At 55.8% G+C, this 15,474-nt stretch carries 14 protein-coding genes and 1 riboswitch; of the genes, 5 read left to right on the forward strand and 9 right to left on the reverse strand.

All coding sequences use genetic code 11. The features are described 5' to 3' along the window. Window positions 1–26: 26 nt before the first annotated feature. Window positions 27–1,196: a glycosyltransferase family 4 protein gene (locus RJP21_RS24140; RefSeq protein WP_310861582.1), complete on the reverse strand. Its 1,170-nt coding sequence runs from the start codon at window positions 1,194–1,196 to the stop codon at window positions 27–29. Window positions 1,197–1,503: 307 nt separating this feature from the next. Between RJP21_RS24140 and RJP21_RS24145 the strand changes: the two genes are divergently transcribed. Beyond that, window positions 1,504–2,586, forward strand: coding sequence for a YheC/YheD family endospore coat-associated protein (locus RJP21_RS24145; protein ID WP_310861583.1), 1,083 nt, complete (start codon window positions 1,504–1,506; stop codon window positions 2,584–2,586). Between the two features lie 22 nt (window positions 2,587–2,608). Here RJP21_RS24145 and RJP21_RS24150 read toward each other — a convergent pair whose 3' ends face one another. From RJP21_RS24150 to RJP21_RS24160, 3 genes are read right to left on the reverse strand one after another with little or no spacing between them, the layout of a single operon-like run. Beyond that, window positions 2,609–3,415, reverse strand: a complete 807-nt coding sequence (locus RJP21_RS24150; RefSeq protein ID WP_397386277.1) for an energy-coupling factor transporter transmembrane component T family protein — start codon at window positions 3,413–3,415, stop codon at window positions 2,609–2,611. Next, complete coding sequence (locus RJP21_RS24155) at window positions 3,415–4,956, reverse strand: ABC transporter ATP-binding protein (RefSeq protein WP_310861585.1); 1,542 nt, start codon at window positions 4,954–4,956, stop codon at window positions 3,415–3,417. The genes RJP21_RS24150 and RJP21_RS24155 overlap by 1 nt, the downstream gene beginning before the upstream one ends. Next, the gene (locus RJP21_RS24160) at window positions 4,949–5,557 is read right to left on the reverse strand and encodes an ECF transporter S component (RefSeq protein ID WP_310861586.1); all 609 of its coding nucleotides are present in this window, start codon (window positions 5,555–5,557) and stop codon (window positions 4,949–4,951) included. The genes RJP21_RS24155 and RJP21_RS24160 overlap by 8 nt, the downstream gene beginning before the upstream one ends. A gap of 104 nt (window positions 5,558–5,661) precedes the next feature. Beyond that, a riboswitch (TPP riboswitch) is annotated at window positions 5,662–5,773 on the reverse strand. A gap of 440 nt (window positions 5,774–6,213) precedes the next feature. On the opposite strand from RJP21_RS24160, the gene asd reads away from it, so the two are divergent. Further along, a complete protein-coding gene (asd, locus tag RJP21_RS24165; protein ID WP_160043843.1) occupies window positions 6,214–7,023 on the forward strand; it encodes an archaetidylserine decarboxylase in 810 nt (269 codons plus the stop codon). Window positions 7,024–7,029: 6 nt separating this feature from the next. Here the strand turns inward: asd and RJP21_RS24170 are convergent, their stop codons facing one another. From RJP21_RS24170 to pdxR, 4 genes are all read right to left on the reverse strand, one after another. After that, window positions 7,030–7,884, reverse strand: coding sequence for an SDR family oxidoreductase (locus RJP21_RS24170; protein ID WP_310861587.1), 855 nt, complete (start codon window positions 7,882–7,884; stop codon window positions 7,030–7,032). Between the two features lie 12 nt (window positions 7,885–7,896). Next, the gene (locus RJP21_RS24175; protein ID WP_310861588.1) at window positions 7,897–8,907 is read right to left on the reverse strand and encodes a phosphotransferase enzyme family protein; all 1,011 of its coding nucleotides are present in this window, start codon (window positions 8,905–8,907) and stop codon (window positions 7,897–7,899) included. Between the two features lie 374 nt (window positions 8,908–9,281). Continuing rightward, a complete protein-coding gene (locus RJP21_RS24180; protein WP_160043840.1) occupies window positions 9,282–10,067 on the reverse strand; it encodes an AraC family transcriptional regulator in 786 nt (261 codons plus the stop codon). A 118-nt stretch (window positions 10,068–10,185) separates the two neighbouring features. Further along, entirely contained in the window at window positions 10,186–11,637 is a 1,452-nt protein-coding gene (gene pdxR / locus RJP21_RS24185) for a MocR-like pyridoxine biosynthesis transcription factor PdxR (RefSeq protein ID WP_310861589.1), read from the reverse strand. A 165-nt stretch (window positions 11,638–11,802) separates the two neighbouring features. Between pdxR and RJP21_RS24190 the strand changes: the two genes are divergently transcribed. The 3 genes from RJP21_RS24190 (at window position 11,803) to RJP21_RS24200 (ending at window position 14,157) form a co-directional block, all read left to right on the forward strand. Beyond that, the gene (locus tag RJP21_RS24190; RefSeq protein ID WP_310861590.1) at window positions 11,803–12,462 is read left to right on the forward strand and encodes a pyridoxamine 5'-phosphate oxidase family protein; all 660 of its coding nucleotides are present in this window, start codon (window positions 11,803–11,805) and stop codon (window positions 12,460–12,462) included. Between the two features lie 138 nt (window positions 12,463–12,600). Then, window positions 12,601–13,899 carry an aminotransferase class I/II-fold pyridoxal phosphate-dependent enzyme gene (locus RJP21_RS24195; protein ID WP_310861591.1) on the forward strand — a complete coding sequence of 433 codons (1,299 nt, stop codon included), beginning with the start codon at window positions 12,601–12,603 and terminating at the stop codon, window positions 13,897–13,899. Between the two features lie 138 nt (window positions 13,900–14,037). Beyond that, window positions 14,038–14,157 (forward strand): YjcZ family sporulation protein, encoded by a 120-nt coding sequence (locus RJP21_RS24200; protein WP_212958675.1) that lies wholly within the window; start codon window positions 14,038–14,040, stop codon window positions 14,155–14,157. Between the two features lie 93 nt (window positions 14,158–14,250). Here the strand turns inward: RJP21_RS24200 and RJP21_RS24205 are convergent, their stop codons facing one another. Continuing rightward, window positions 14,251–15,474: an ABC transporter permease gene (locus tag RJP21_RS24205; RefSeq protein WP_310861592.1), complete on the reverse strand. Its 1,224-nt coding sequence runs from the start codon at window positions 15,472–15,474 to the stop codon at window positions 14,251–14,253.

Below are 15,474 nucleotides of genomic sequence, written 5' to 3' on the forward strand. Positions count from 1 at the left end.
CATCCTTTGGCATCATATGCGGCGGACTAGGCCTTTGTCACAGCGAAGCGAGCTTTTGCATCATCCCGTGCCATCTCGCGGCCGTCTGCTGCCAGTTGAAACAGCGGGCTGCCCGCAGCCGCCCCGCCTCCCCTAACGATTGCCGCAGCCGTTTTTCGTTCAGAAGGGCGGATGATCGCAGGTCCGAGCGCGGATCCCAAAGAAGACTGCGGCAGCACGATTCCGGTTTTTCCGTCCTCCACGATTTCCGGTATGCCCCCCGCATCGGAAGCGACGACCGGAACCGCCGACGCCATCGCCTCCACGTTCACCAAACCGAAAGATTCACCCTCCGCGGATGGGACGACGACAACGTCGGCCAAATGATACCAATACGAAACAGCCGGATACGGGACGAAAGGAATGAAGGTAACATGATCGGGAAAAGGTTTTGCCAGTTCGTGAAGGTATCGTTCATACGAATGGGGACGACCCGAGCGGTAATAAGGGCTTCCGACGATCAGCACCATCACGCCCGGAACGGCACGCACCAGCTCCGGCAGGGAGGAAAGCAGATGATGTACTCCCTTGATCGGCAGCAGCCTCCCGGCATACATGACGATCCGCCTTCCCTGCCATCCCCTGTCCTTCAGCTTGGATTCCCGCAGCGCCTCGGAGGCCGGACTCCAGCGCGGCGTAAAATCCGCCAATTTGACGCCAAGCGGATTGACACTGATCATTTCCCGGAGCGCGGGATGACGTGCGGCGATTTCAAGCTTCAAATACTTGCTGTTGACGACGAGCCGGTCCAACTGCCGCAAAATCCGGCCGGCGGTCTCTTGTCCCATGTACGGCGGCGAAATATAGGTGAGGGAATGGATGGACGATACCACTTTGCTTTCCGGCAAAACCTCCTTGATTCTGCCGGCCAAAGCGGGACGGTTTTGTACGTCGATCACCCCGGGCTTCCACGCCTGAAGGGCCGCGACGACGCTTGGAGCATACCGCGCTCCATCCGGAAGGCGATGCACGGGGATCCCGCCGTCGATCGCCCCGATAACCGGGCGGCCCGGCTCGCGACCCCCGTAAATCCGTATGTCGAAACCGTCGGGAACCAAAGGGACCATTTGTTCCACCACCCGTTCGACCGAACTGCTCCGGCCCGACGGGATATAAAACGAACCCGGCGTCACCACTGCGGCTTTTTGCTTCTGCATCTTTCGGCTACCACCTCGCCCAAGGTTTTAAAGTACTTGATCCGAAAGAAAAAAATAATGCGTGTTCCAAAGAGAACCCGTTTCATTTCCAGCCTATACAGTTGCTGGGGGGAACGGTGACAAACCGGCGGAACCAAGGGGCAAAAATAGGCGGGACATGGATGGACAAACGCCCCTTGCTTACACGAAAACAGCGGCATAAACTATACCAACCCCCGAAGCGTAATTGTACGGCGTTTGACAAGGGAACATTCGGCATGGACAGCGGTTTGCGCCATGACTATATCGGGAACAGGAGGGATGAAATGTGTGGTTTTCTTATGTCGGAATTCTGTTGAATGCGGCCATGCACCGGGGGATTCCGCAGGGAAGAACCGGGCAGGAGTCCCTTTCCAACTATGAGGAGGCCGCTCGCATTTATGGGTTGATCCCCTGCTACGTCCAGCTTCAGGATCTTGACTTGGACAGCGGACAGTGCAGCGCCTACGTGCTTAAGGGGCATGCCTGGACGCTCGAGCGCATGCCGATTCCGCGCGTCATTCATAACCGGGCCATTTATATGGACGTGGGCTCCCGTCACAAAATCGAACGGCTGCTCAGCCAAGGTTACCTTATTTTCAACGCTTTTAACCGATACGGCAAAGATGAGATCCACCAGCTGCTGAAACAAGACCCGCTGCTTGCGACTCATCTCCCGAAAACGCAAATAGCCGCACCTTTGTCCATCGCGGACATGATGCGGCATTACAACGATTTGGTTATGAAGCCCTGCACCGGCAGCGTCGGCCGCGGCATATGGCGGCTTCGCCGCACGGGAACGGCCTGGAAGCTGACTTATTCGCCAAGCGGCAGGTATTATGGCTGGAAAACGGTAACCCTTCGCCAAAACAAGCTGCCCCAGGCTCTGCGAAACCGAGTAGGCCGCGTTCCGTATCTCGTCCAGGAGCGCATCGCCCTGGCGGAATACAAGGACCGGCCGTATGATTTGCGCGTCACCGTGCAGCGGGGCATCAGCGGGCAATGGGAAATAACGGGCATATACGCCAAGGCCGCCCCCTCCCGCACCTTTGTGTCCAATATGGCGCAGGGAGGAAAAGCTTTTCCCGCGGAAACCGTCCTGAGCGAAAGCCTTCCTCGCTTGTCGCCGGAAGCGATCCTGTCGGAAGTCCGTCATCTCGCGCTCCGGATCGCCGAAAAATTGGGGCAGCATCTCCCCATGGCCGCCGATTTCGGGCTCGACATCGGCCTTGCGAAAACGGGGAAACCTTATTTCATCGAATGCAACGGGCGCGACCAGCGTTACGGCTTCCGCAAGGCCGGACTAAACGAGATTTGGAAGGAAACGTACCGCAAGCCTATGGCCTATGCCCGCTTCCTCCTCGGCAGCTGATGCCCGTTGTCTTCCGTCATTTTTAGGAATGGTAGCGGACATCCGCGATGCCGAACCACGGGAAAACGGCCGCGGCGGCATAAGCGGCGCATAGAGCGAAAACAAGCATCAGGATGGCCGCTCCGTCCGCCCAGGAAACGTTGGATGGGTAGTAGTAGGTTCTACCGCCTCCACCGTTAAAGCGCTTCGCTTCCATCGCGACGGCAACCCGGTGGGCACGGCGGATGCCTTGCGACAGAAGCGGTACGGCGTACAGCCGGACATGCTCCGCCACACCCCGAAGACCGCGTCCTTTCACCTTAACGCCGCGAACCTGAAGCGCCTGCCTGCGGATGAGAAACTCCTCCCATACCATCGGCAGCAGCCGGATCGAAGCCATAAAGCTGTATGCAAACCGCGGAGCGAGCCTGAAATTTTGCATCAGCGCGTAAAAAAGTTTGACGGAAGGGGTCGTGCCGGCAAACAGCAACCCCTCCGCCGCAAACGCGATCGAGCGGAAACCCAGGTGCAGCCCGCGGTAGAAGCTTTCTGCCGTAACGCGCAGCATTCCCCATTGCCACCATAACGTATCGCCCTTACCGAACAGGATCATCGTCGCGGAGGAGGATACAAACAGCAGGCCAAACGGCAGGACAAGCAGCAGCGTTTTCCGGGCCGGATACCCGCCGAGCATAAACAAAAGTGCGGTATAAGCCGCAGCCTGATAAACCGCAAAATCAATGTCCCGCGTCATTACCGTAACCAAAAACAACACAATAAACACGGCGAGTTTTACGGCGGGATTGGCGCGAGCCAAAACCGTTTGTCGGGTAGGCGTCAGAAGCTCGATCATGTGCCCACCCGCCTTTCCGTCCGCTTGGATTCGACCGCAGGTCGTTCGATCACCGCGCCGTTCCGTACCTCCCATACCCTCGTGGCCACCTGCCGGGCGATGTCCTCTTCATGGGTTACCATCACGATGGCGGCCCCTTTTTCCTGCATATTCAGGCAGTAATCGAGTATCGCAAACGTATTGCGCGCATCCTGTCCAAAGGTCGGTTCATCCAGCAAAAGGATCGGTTGCCCCCGCATAACGGCCGCAGCCATGCTGAGCCTCCGTTTCTGGCCGGTGGAAAGCTGGTACGGATGGCGGCATTCAAGCCCTTCCAAATGGAAAAAACGCAGAAAATCGCGCGCTTTCTCTTCGGCCAGCCTGTTCTCGTCGCACGTCAATCTGCCCGTCTTCAAGGAAAAAGCCGCCTCCTCCAGCACCGTGTCCGCAACAAACTGAAATTCAGGATTTTGAAACACGTATCCGATCCGGTCCGAAGGGGGATGAGCCTTTTTTCTTTCCCTCCTGGAGGCGCCCTCCGTTTCCGGCATCGCTTCTCCGCACAGCTGATACTCCCCGCGGATCGGCAGCAGCGACATCAGACTCAGCAAAAACGAGCTTTTTCCGGCGCCGTTCGGGCCGACAATGGCGATAAAATCGCCGGGATAAATCTGCGCCGACTCTGCATGAACTACAGGCCGGCCGGCGCGGAATCCCGTGAATTGCCGCAGCGAGAGAAGCGGAGCCGGATTTTCAGGCACAACGGTTTTTTCCGCTTCGTCCCGCCTCGTTTCAAGCATCCGAAAAAAGTCCTCCCACACGCCCGGATACCATATGCCGTATTGCCGCAGTTCACGCCGGAAAGTACGGAATATCCATTCGGGGCTGCCGTCGCCGATGACGCCTCCGTCCGGAGCAAACAATATGATCCGGTCCATCCGGTCCGCGATCTCCTCAATCCGGTGCTCCACGACGATTAAGGTACGTCCTTCCGCCGATTCCCAGACGGCCTCCCACATTTGTTTCCTTCCTTCGGGATCCAGCAAAGCGGACGGTTCATCCAGAAAAATAACGTCAGGTTCAAGCAGCAGCACGGATGCCAGCGCCAACCGCTGCTTCATGCCCTGGGACAGGCTGTCTACCGGCACATGCAGCTGATCGGGGTTCAGGCCGACCGCCGCAAGAACCCGCCGCATTTCGGGAAGCATCCGCTCACGCCGGATACCGCGGTTTTCCAAAACAAACGCCAGCTCTTCATCGACATACGGCATGCAAAACTGGGTATCCGGGTCCTGAAAAACGTATCCTCCGGACTGCGGCGCCACGATGCCGTCCGCTTTGAGCGGAACCTCGATTACGTGCGGAATGAGCCCTCCCAGCACCTGCAGCAGCGTCGATTTGCCGCAGCCGCTCGGGCCGAGCAGCAGCACCTTTTCGCCGCGGCGAACCGAAAGGGACAAATCCTTAAACACAAAAGTTTGCTCGCCCGGAAATTTCAGCCTAAGCATGCTTACGCCCGCGACGGTCTCCGTTTCAAACGTCTCGCGATGTTCAATCATGTTCAAGCGCTTCGTAATCTTTTTTGGTCACGGGCCGCAGAAGCTGCGTCACGCCGGTCGCTTCCAGCGCCTTAGCCAGGGCAAACGCCAAATATCCCGCCAAAACCGCGGAGCTGACGATCCGCAGCGCATATTTGAACAGCATCATGCCGAGCGTATAGTCCGTCACGTAGCCGAAATAAATGTCGACCGCGAATGAACCAAGCGCCGCCGCCGCTCCCGCAAACGCCGCCGTTCCCATCTTGAAGCTGCGGTAGCGCATCACGGCAAAAACAAGCTCCGCGGCAAGCCCCTGCACGATGCTGTACAGCACCAGCTGAATGCCCCATTCGCTGCCGAACAATATTTCCACATGAGCCGCCGCAACCTCTGCCAAAATGGCGACGCCTGGTTTGCGGATCAGCAGCATGGCGAGCGTCGGAGCCAAAAACCAGACGCCGTAAACCAGCTCATCCGCCTGAAAAAACAGCGGCTTAAACAAGTCATACACCGAACTCCAAAAATGATACACGACGCCAAGCACAAGCGACAGAAGCACCGTGACCAGCAGGTCGCTCAGCCGCAGCCCCTTCCTTTTTTCCGCAAGCAAAACATGATCCATCCTGTTTCCCCCTCTTTTGTTTTTGAATCGGCGGGAATTTGCATGAACAGGCACGAAAAAAACCGCCCTGGATCGCAAAGAGAGACGGTTAAATAAGCCCGAAAAGGGCTTCATCGCGAATTCTCTACGCTGGCATTATCCAGATCAGATTCCCGGTCAGCAGCGGATACAGCTGCAATCTCAGCCTGATTCACTCAAGCTCCCGCATCCCATATGTAACGGATCGCATTTCATAAAAACACAAAAGCGCATCATCCGTATCCTGGTTCCAAAATACACCAATTCCGAATCGATTGGCAACAAAAAAATTTAAATAAGGATGAGACAAAAATCCAAAGAGCGACTTTCAACCGGCAATATATAGAGCGAAACGTTTTCGTTCGCCGATATATTGGACCAGGGAGCGGGAGGAATCGAATTTTGCAAAATCCTGAAATATTTAGGCTTCCGGCAGTCCCGTTGCTTCCGCCGATCGCCCCCCATTTTGGTCGTTATTGATTGATTTAACCGCTATTCTATGTCAATATATTTCAGAGTGTTCCAAAAATAGTATGCTGCGGCATTCGGATCCGGCCGCTAAATCCGATGAAACCAAAAGGCGGCCGCGAACGTTAACTCTATAAATCGACTTAGCATCATCCGAAGGGAGAAATAGCATGGCAAAAGAATGGTTAAGGCTGATGACGGAGCTCTCCTCAAGAAAGTGGCTTTCCGCATTGATGGGACGCTTTTCCCACAGCAGGCTCAGCAAAAGCGTCATCCCTTTATTCATAAAAAGCTATCAAATTCCGGCTCACGAGGCCGAAAAAGAAATTCACGAATACCGGACGCTGAACGAGTTTTTTTCGCGCCGGCTGAAGCCGGGCATGCGCCCGGTGGATGAAGGCCCGAACGTACTGACGAGCCCGGTGGATGCCAAAATCACCGCGATGGGCGACATCAGCGCGGGAACGATTTTGAACGTAAAAGGCCAGGATTATTCCGTGGCGGAGCTGCTTCATTTTTCTCCGCATTTGGAGCTCTACAAGCACGGTTATTTTTTTGTGCTGTATTTAAGCCCGACCGATTACCACCGCATCCATTCCCCTATTACGGGCGTGCGTACGGAAAGCGAGCATATTAAAGGCCGCGCCTATCCGGTCAACGAGTTCGGCATGACCCGAATGAAAACGGTGCTGTGCCGCAACGAGCGGCTGATTACCTACATCGCCGGGGAATACGGAGAGGTGGCCGTCGTTAAGGTAGGCGCCATGAACGTAAGCAGCATCCGGTACAACGACGAAAGCGTGTCCCGCTGGAACAACGGCGACGATCTGGCCTACTTCGAATTCGGGTCGACGGTCGTGCTCCTCACCCAGGACGGAACCTTTACGCCGCGGGCGGACCTGAAGCCCGGAGACCAGGTGCGAATGGGCCAGCTTCTCGGCACGCTGCATGCCCCGGCGCCCCGCTCCAACAACCCATAACCGCTGTCACGGCCGCTTGAGCACCGAAGCGATGATGTTTTGGAACAAGCGCCCCGGCAGCAGCGCTTTGGCATGAAGCGTCAGCCGGGTACTGCGCGGAAGCGCGTACCGGAACGCCGGACGTTTCATGCAGGCAATATGCGCAACGAGTTTGGCAACCTCTCTCGGGTCGCCTCCTTGTCGTACGCTTTTTTGTGAAAACGCCAGCACCTTTTCCAGCATGGATTGATAGGGCGACCCCTTCGCCGCGCTCATTTGCGTGAAGCCCTTGTCCCAAATCGGGGTGCCGTAGGCTCCGGGCTCTACCAGCACGACATCGATTCCAAACGGCCTTGCCTCAAGCGCAAGGCATTCGCTGAACCCTTCCAAAGCAAACTTGGAAGACGCGTAAGGGGCATATCCGGGAAATCCGACGCGGCCGCTGATGCTGCTGATCTGAATAATGCGCCCATTGCCGTGCTCCCGCATGATCGGCAGCACGGCCTGCGTCACGCGCACCATCCCGTGAAAATTGGTTTCCATCTGCTCCTGCCAAATCCGGGCGGGAACCTCCTCCACAAAACCTCCGTATGCCGTTCCGGCATTATTAACCAGCACGTCCAGACGCCCGTGCCGCCTGAATATGAGCGCAGCCGCCTCTGTGACGTCGTCGTTCTCGGTGACGTCCAGTCGAATGCAATGGATTTTCCCTTGTACGCCCGCTTGCGCAGCCGCTTCCATCACTACGGCTTCCGCCTCCATCCTCCGGATGCCCGCAATGACGTCGAACCCCCGTCTTGCAAGCTCGACCGAGATCAGCAGGCCGAAGCCGCTTGAGCTTCCGGTCACGAGAGCGACCGGGTTCCCTTGCCATGTGTTCACTATTCCACCGCCTTATACGGGAATCGCTTGAAACAGAAACGGCTTCCGGTCCAAATAATGGCGAAGGAGCGCCAATGAATAAGGCTTGCTCTCCCGCAGCTCGGCCGCTTCCCATGGATGCGGGGCATGATAGCTTTGGTTTTCGATCAGCGATTTGATAAAAAAGGTTTCAAGCACGCGGATGTCGTCCGGCTCGCCGGAAACGGGCAGCAAACGCTCGTATCCTTCAAGAAACACCTGCCGCTGCATCGGGTAGAGGCCGATAAATGCCTGCGCCAAATCGTACAAAAAATAACCGTAGCCGCAGCGTCCGAAATCGATCGGATAAGGCTCCCCGTCCTTGAAAACGAGATTTCCCTCATGAAAATCGCCGTGGATGATGCCAAAACGTTCGTCATCCCTTGGCATTCCCGCCATATGGGCCGTCACCTTGGCCGCGGCCTGCTCATACACGCCGTGTTCGTCCGGCGTCAGAAAGCTCCGGTAATGCTGTTTGAGCCTGGCCGCTTCTTGGGCGAACGCCTGCTCATCCCAGACCGGACGGACAAAACCTTCCGGAACCTGAAATTTCCGCGCTGCCCGGTGCATCCGGGCCAACAACCCGCCCATTTGCAGAAGCTGGCTTTCGGTGAAGTTTCCTTCCCGATGATCGCCTTCCACCCAGCGCAGCACCGAAACCTTCCAGCTTTGCCCCCGTCCCGTCTCCACCTCGGTTACGTAAGAGCCTTCGCGGTTTTTGACGCCTAACGGCGCCCCGATGCCTTCTTCTTCGGCCAAATAGGCAAGCCACTCCATTTCCGAAACGGTTTCGGCTGAAGACGCCGATCCGGGATGGACGCGGAGCAAATACCGCCTTCCCGTTTCGTCTTCGATTTTATAGGTCACATGCTCCGATACCTGGATGAAATCCAGCTCTTTTTCATGAATGTCGTATTGCTCGAGAGCAGCCGTTAAAGCCGCTTCCGCCTGAACGAGCAATAGTCTTCTGCTGTCTTCCGTATCCGCCTGAAAAGCTTCGTTCATAGATACCGCCCCCTTCATTTTCTGTTTTGCCTGGTCAAGATGCAAGCAACATCCCATACTGCTAGCATAGCATACCGGGCGCTTCGAATTCGAAATATTATCGCAATGCCCTTTCGGACCGAAGCGGGTTTTGCCTTTACTGGCCTTCATATAAGAAAAACGTCTATCGACGTACTTCCTAAGAAGACAGACCGCGCTTAAAGGTAGTTTTTCTTGCAATATCAGGAAGAAATGGCTCTGTAATTTATACATGCTGATATTATAAAAAACGGCGGCGCAGTCCTCATGACTGCCCGCCATTTTACTATTGCTTTGTCTTCACCCGCTACGAAGCCTGTCCCTTCGGAAATCCCTATGGGTCCGGAAAATAGGATTCAACGGATTTCGGAAGGTTTTTTCCCCGTATATTGCTTGAACTGCCTGCTGAAGAAAAAGATATCGCGGTACCCGAGGGCATCCGCCACCTCCGTCACGTTCATGCCCGCGTGAAGCAGCAGATGCTGCGCGCGTTCGATCCGCGTCCGGATGATATAGGATTGCACCGGCGTCCCGATCAGCTCCTTGAACTTGATCGAAAAATAGCGCGGCGACAAACCCGCACGGGCGGCAAGATCTTCGACCCGATGGGGTTTGCCGGGATGCTGCTGAACGTAATTCGCGATTTCGTGGATGACCTCGGTTAGCTGGTTGCTTACCTTCTTCTCCTCCGGCTGCTCGCGGTCATGCCGCAGCAGATGGATCATGAGCTGCTTCAGGATGAGCTGCCCTTCCTCCTGCGCGGCGAACGTATTCACCAAAAACAACCTGACGTACCGGGACAGCATATATTCGAAATCGACGGTATCCGTGAGCCTTCGATAAGGCTGCGGAATGTCGCTTACCGGCTCGTTGATCCTGAAGTGGCTGTAGGTTAACACAAGCGGCTTTTGCGGATTATGGGTCGCGCTCGTATGGTCCCCCGGCCTGAACAAAAAGCAGCTGCCTTTGCCGACCTCAAACGGCTCGTCGTTCCGGATCACCGTCCCTTCGCCGCTCCATACATAAAATAAATCGTAGTTTTCCAACGCTTTTTCGCGTTTCTGCCATTTCCATCCCGGCTCGCATACGATTTTCGCCAGCGAGGGCAGTATTTGAAAAGAAGACGGCGACGCGTGCAGCATGTCGTCATTCCCCCTTAGGATATTTACTTTACAAGAAAAACGTTGATCGCCGTATTTTCCATAAGCGAGAGCCGCATGCCGGCGGTGTTTTTCAAAAATCTATCTCCATGATACCCCTTCACGAGAATTTTTGCACATCCTGCCATGCAAGCGCAAGTCTGCGGATGCCTTCCTCCATCTTCTCCTCCGTCAGATGGGCGAACCCGAAACAGGCGGCCGGCGGCCCCTGGTCCATCCAGTACGCCTGGGCATCGCGGAAATAAACGCCTCTTCGGTTTGCGGCTTCGCAGAACGCCCCGAACTCCTCCGGCGATTTCAGCCAGTTCGCATACACGTGCAATCCTGCGTCGCCGGGCATCAGCTCGAAAAGCCCGCCGGCCATTTCGTGCATCCAGTTCCAGAATTGGCGGTGTCTCGCCCCGTACAGCCGGGTCAGCCTGCGCAAATGACGCCTATAGCTGCCCTTGGCCATAAACCTGGCTAACGCCCGCTGTTCCAGCAGCCCCGGCGACATCGGCTCATACAGCGATTTGGCGCGTACGGCAGCCGCAACCAGCCCTTCCGGCAGGACCGCATACCCGAGCCTCAGCCCGGGGAACATCGTCTGGGAGAAGGAGCCGATATAAATGACGCGTTCCTGAGTGTCAAGCGTCTTCAGCGGCTCGATCGGACGTCCTCCAAAACGGAATTCGCTGTCATAATCGTCTTCGATGATGACCGCATCATGCCGCTCCGCCCACTCGAGAAGCTGTCTCCGCCGCTGCAGGCTGAGTACGGCTCCCGTCGGATACTGCCTGCTCGGCGTCACGAACAGAATCCCCGCGTCCCATTCCTGCGGCCGTACTCCTTGGCGGTCGACCGCTGCGGGAATGACTCTGCCGCCGCAGGCTCCAATCGCCCTACGGATGCCGTGAAACCCCGGATTTTCCACGACTGCCGCCTCTCCTTCATTCATCAGCAGCTGAAACAGCAGCACGATGGCCTGCATCGAACCGTTAAATAGAACGACATGCTCCGGACGGGCCATGATGCCCCGCGTCACGCGCAAATGGGAAGCGATCGCCTCACGCAGCTGCCCGTCGCCTTCCGGCGGCGCTTTGTGCTGCAGTCCGGTTCCTTTTGGCCCCCCTGCATGGGAAAGCGCGCTCCGCCATTCTTCATACGGAAACCGGCTCATTTCAAGCGGCTGATTGATAAAGCTGATGTCCGCCCGTTTTGCCTGCTCCAAAGGCGCAGCCGGGAGGTGAAGCAGACGATCGCCCCATCTCGAGAGCCTGATCGGCGATTCCTTTATGTTCTCCGCCTGCCGGGGGGAATAGCCTGCGTCAGTAACAAAGGTTCCCCTGCCCGTTTCGGCATGAACGTATCCTTCCGCCATCAGCATGTCGTAGCTTTGGGCGACCGCCCCGCGCGACAACCCGTACTGTTCCGCCAGCTCCCGGGTCGACGGCAGCTTCATGCCGCCCGGCAAACGCCCGTCCTGAATGGCCTCCCGCAAAGCATGGTAAAGCGCCAGATATTTGAACCGGTATTGGTCGAGATATGCCTGCATATGGAGCGTCAATTCCATCCTGTCAGCCTCTTTTCTAAACAACGTGCAACATTGGACTATAAAATTTAATCTAAATTGGATCTTTTTTGTTGTCAATGCGTCCGTTATGCTGACAAAAAGCTTTTGCGGACCGAACATCGGACGTCATGCAAAACGGCAAAAAAGATAGTGGGGGAAAATAAAATGAGAAGAAATGAATTCACCGTTACCGAGGAAAAGGAAATCGATGCGTTCTTGTCCGGGATGAGCTTCGGCTTTCTCGGCACCGTCTCGGAAGACGGGCGCCCGCGGGTTACGCCGCTCAATTTCGTGTACGATCAGGGCATCTTTTATTTTCACGGCAGCCGGATCGGCGAAAAAATAGACCACCTAAAAGCGAATCCGGCGGTCAGCTTCAGCGTGGCCGATGAATATGCGGTCATCCCTTCCTATTTCACCGACCCGAACCTGGCCTGTCCGGCAACGACTTATTTCAAAAGCGTCACGGCAAGCGGCCGGGCAGAAATTGTAACGGATGTGCAAGAGAAAGCGGCGGTGTTCACGCTGCTGATGAAAAAACTCCAACCGGAAGGCGGCTATGATCCGATCGATCCCGCCAACCCGGCCTACGCCCCGCGGCTGCGCAACGTGGCCGTCGTCAAGATCGTACCGGACCTGGTTACCGCCAAATTCAAATTCGGGCAAAACCTGGCGGATGACGAAAGGAACCGGGTGCTTTGCGGGCTTTCGTCCCGGGGCGGCAGTCGCGACCTTGAAACAGCCGAACTGATCCGCGTCAGCGCTCCGGCCGAACCCAAAAAGAAAAGGGGGACGCCGGGCAGAAATTCGGAAATAAATGAATGACCGCCCGGTATAAAAAGCTCCTTTTGCCGTGACGGCTCCTGCTGCAAATGATATAATGTTAGGCAGTTAATACGGAAACCTTACATGGAAATCCCGCTTCATTTCCGACATTACAACCGATTTGGAAGGATGGAAGACATGGTAAACCGACCTGCTGAACAATTGAACGAAAGCATCAAATCCGGCAATCCGCATGTGCACGACATGCTGTCCACGCTGGGAAAAGAAATCTATTTTCCGAAGGAAGGCATTTTGAGCCAATCCGCCGAAGCCGCCGGCCATGCCAAAAAATACAACGCGACGATCGGCATCGCGACGGAAGGCGGCATTCCGATGCATTTGGACGTCATCCAAAGCAAGCTGTCCGCCTATCAGCCGAAGGATCTTTATCCTTACGCTCCTCCTGCCGGCAAACCCGAACTTCGGGCCGCCTGGCTTGCCAAAATGAAGGAAGAAAATCCTTCCCTGGAAGGGAAATCGGTCAGCAATCCGATCGTGACCAACGCGCTGACGCACGGCCTCAGCATCGTTGCCGACCTGTTCGTCGATGAAGGGGACGCCGTCATTTTCCCGGACAAAAACTGGGAGAACTATGAGCTGACCTTCGGCATCCGCCGCCACGCGGACATCGTCAATTATCCGCTCTTTACGGACGAAATGACGTTCAACAGCCAAGGCCTGCGCGAGGCGCTGCTTGCGCAAAAGGACAAAGGCAAAGCGATCGTGATCCTCAACTTCCCGAACAACCCGACGGGATACACCCCGGGGCTTAAAGAAGGGGAAGAAATCGTTGCGGCCGTCAAGGAAGCGGCGGAAGAAGGCATCAACGTGGTCGTGGTCACGGACGACGCTTATTTCGGGCTCTTTTTTGAAGATTCCCTGAAGGAGTCGTTGTTCGGCAAGCTGGCCGGTCTTCATCCGCGGGTCCTCGCCGTCAAAGTCGACGGCGCCACCAAGGAAGAATTCGTGTGGGGCTTCCGCGTCGGGTTTATCACCTATGCTTCCGAAAACAAAGACGTGCTGAATGCGCTGGAGCAAAAAACGCTCGGCATCATCCGCGCCACCGTTTCCAGCTGCTCCCATCCTTCGCAGACGTTTGTGCTCGATGCGCTTAAATCGCCGGAATTTCAGGCGCAGAAGGAAGAAAAATTCCAAATCATGAAAGGCCGCGCCAATAAAGTCAAAACGCTGCTCGACAGCGGAAAATACGGGGACGCGTGGGACTATTATCCGTTCAATTCGGGTTACTTCATGTGCCTGAAGCTGAAGGATGTATCCGCGGAAGAGCTGCGCACGCACATCCTTCATCAATACGGTGTCGGAACGATCGCGCTCGGCGAGCATGACCTTCGCATCGCGTTTTCCTGCATCGAGGAAGAATACCTCGAAGATCTGTTTGATCTGGTGCACAAGGGAATACTCGATTTGCGGAAATAGCAACGCGTTTATCATAACGGTCCATGATCCAGGGAATTGTTTTTTATCCCGGAACGGGTGATTGCCCAAGCACGGATATCCCCCTAGACATATGATACGGTGTAAGTCAAAACAATCCAATGTAAAGGGGAATGAACAATGAGCGAAGAAGTAAGAGGCGCGTACGGATACGGTTGTCACGGGTTGTTTCATAACACGGGTGCAATCCTTGTTCTCTTCATCCTTCTGGTCATCATCACCCGTTCTTTCTGGATCTGATCTCGCATCCTTGGATCAAGCATAAAATTACGAAAAGGCATAGGGCCGGGATTCTCCCGGCCCTATGCCTTTTTATTTCGATGTGAAATTCCGTCAATCTTCGTCTTCATCGTCGGACGCTTTTTTTCTGTCGGCAAAAAAACGGAACAGCAAACAGAGGACGATCCCGCCCGCCAGCGTCATAAAGACGGCGCCGAAACGGCCGGGCCCCGCTCCAAGCAGCGGAAGCCAGGTTACGGCCGCAAACAGCAGCTGAATTTGAAACGCGAGCTTGACCGCATTGCTTCTGCGGCTGCCGGGCGCGATCGGATATACGTGAAGCCAAAAGGATTCGCTGTGAAAGCGCAGCAGCGACGACAGCTGAACCCCTGCCAAAAATACGAAAAACAAATAGATGACGGAGCCGACGATGCCGCCCCGCTGCCACCATGCCAAAAACGCCGCCAATATGCCGACCCTAAGCACGATGCCCAAAATGTCGCTGCGCACGAAGCTTTTGACGAGCAGGTACCGGTACGCCGTTTCCGGTTTCCACGGGATGCCGTTTCCGGCCCAGGAAAGCCATTTTCGCGCATAAACGCGCTGCTCCCTGCCCGGGACATTGACGAACCAGCCCAAGATCATCAGCACGCGTCCGACCTGTACTTTTTCTTGGGCAATCAGCCTCTCCCATGCCACGGGATGTTTGGCCGGGATGCGCAGCGCGGCGAGATACGTGACCGCAAGCAGCGCGATAAAGATCAAGCTGCGCCCCGCCGGCTGCCACATCCAAGCGGCCACGGAGAGCGCAAGCGCGACGTAACGCAGCAGCCTGTACGCGAACGCGGCCTTCCGTGAAACCATCCGCAGCTCTTTCCAGCAGCCGTAGCTGGCCAGCAGCTTCAGCGCAACCAGAACGATCAGGAACAGCCAAAAGGGCTTCGGATTGACATCGCTGCGAACGTATAGCGGCCACAAAGTAAGAAAGATGATGGCTAAAACCAGCAGTTTGTAAACGACGCCGCCGATCCAGCTTCCTTTGAAATAGCTTGCCATCCGGGATTCCTGGGGCAGCAGGAAAACGCTGTCCGCCGGAACCAGGTAGGTTCTAAAGCTGCTGTTTACCGTCAAAGGCACCAACAAAACCAGCATGATCCAGCGGATCGGCAGTCCGGCAGGAATATGCTGAACGAAAGCCGTATACCATGCCGAAAAGGCGATCAGCGCAAACATGAAAAGCACCGCCACACCGCTTTGGAAAACGTAACCGAGGTACGGCAGCACTTCTTTTCCCCAGAAGCGGCTGCGGCGTTCCGCCCTTAATTTCATCAGGTCCAT

This window comes from Paenibacillus sp. VCA1, assembly GCF_031583795.1.
In the GTDB taxonomy this organism is placed as follows: Bacteria; Bacillota; Bacilli; order Paenibacillales; family Paenibacillaceae; genus Paenibacillus_AQ; species Paenibacillus_AQ albilobatus.

Excerpts from the sequence above, each read along its gene's own strand:
- RJP21_RS24140 (WP_310861582.1), bottom strand. The coding sequence starts at position 1,196 with ATGCAGAAGCAAAAAGCCGCAGTGGTGACGCCGGGTTCGTTTTATATC.
- RJP21_RS24155 (WP_310861585.1), bottom strand. The coding sequence starts at position 4,956 with ATGATTGAACATCGCGAGACGTTTGAAACGGAGACCGTCGCGGGCGTA.
- RJP21_RS24160 (WP_310861586.1), bottom strand. The coding sequence starts at position 5,557 with ATGGATCATGTTTTGCTTGCGGAAAAAAGGAAGGGGCTGCGGCTGAGC.
- asd (WP_160043843.1), top strand. The coding sequence starts at position 6,214 with ATGGCAAAAGAATGGTTAAGGCTGATGACGGAGCTCTCCTCAAGAAAG.
- RJP21_RS24175 (WP_310861588.1), bottom strand. The coding sequence starts at position 8,907 with ATGAACGAAGCTTTTCAGGCGGATACGGAAGACAGCAGAAGACTATTG.
- RJP21_RS24180 (WP_160043840.1), bottom strand. The coding sequence starts at position 10,067 with ATGCTGCACGCGTCGCCGTCTTCTTTTCAAATACTGCCCTCGCTGGCG.
- pdxR (WP_310861589.1), bottom strand. The coding sequence starts at position 11,637 with ATGGAATTGACGCTCCATATGCAGGCATATCTCGACCAATACCGGTTC.
- RJP21_RS24190 (WP_310861590.1), top strand. The coding sequence starts at position 11,803 with ATGAGAAGAAATGAATTCACCGTTACCGAGGAAAAGGAAATCGATGCG.
- RJP21_RS24195 (WP_310861591.1), top strand. The coding sequence starts at position 12,601 with ATGGTAAACCGACCTGCTGAACAATTGAACGAAAGCATCAAATCCGGC.
- RJP21_RS24200 (WP_212958675.1), top strand. The coding sequence starts at position 14,038 with ATGAGCGAAGAAGTAAGAGGCGCGTACGGATACGGTTGTCACGGGTTG.
- RJP21_RS24205 (WP_310861592.1), bottom strand. The coding sequence starts at position 15,474 with ATGGACCTGATGAAATTAAGGGCGGAACGCCGCAGCCGCTTCTGGGGA.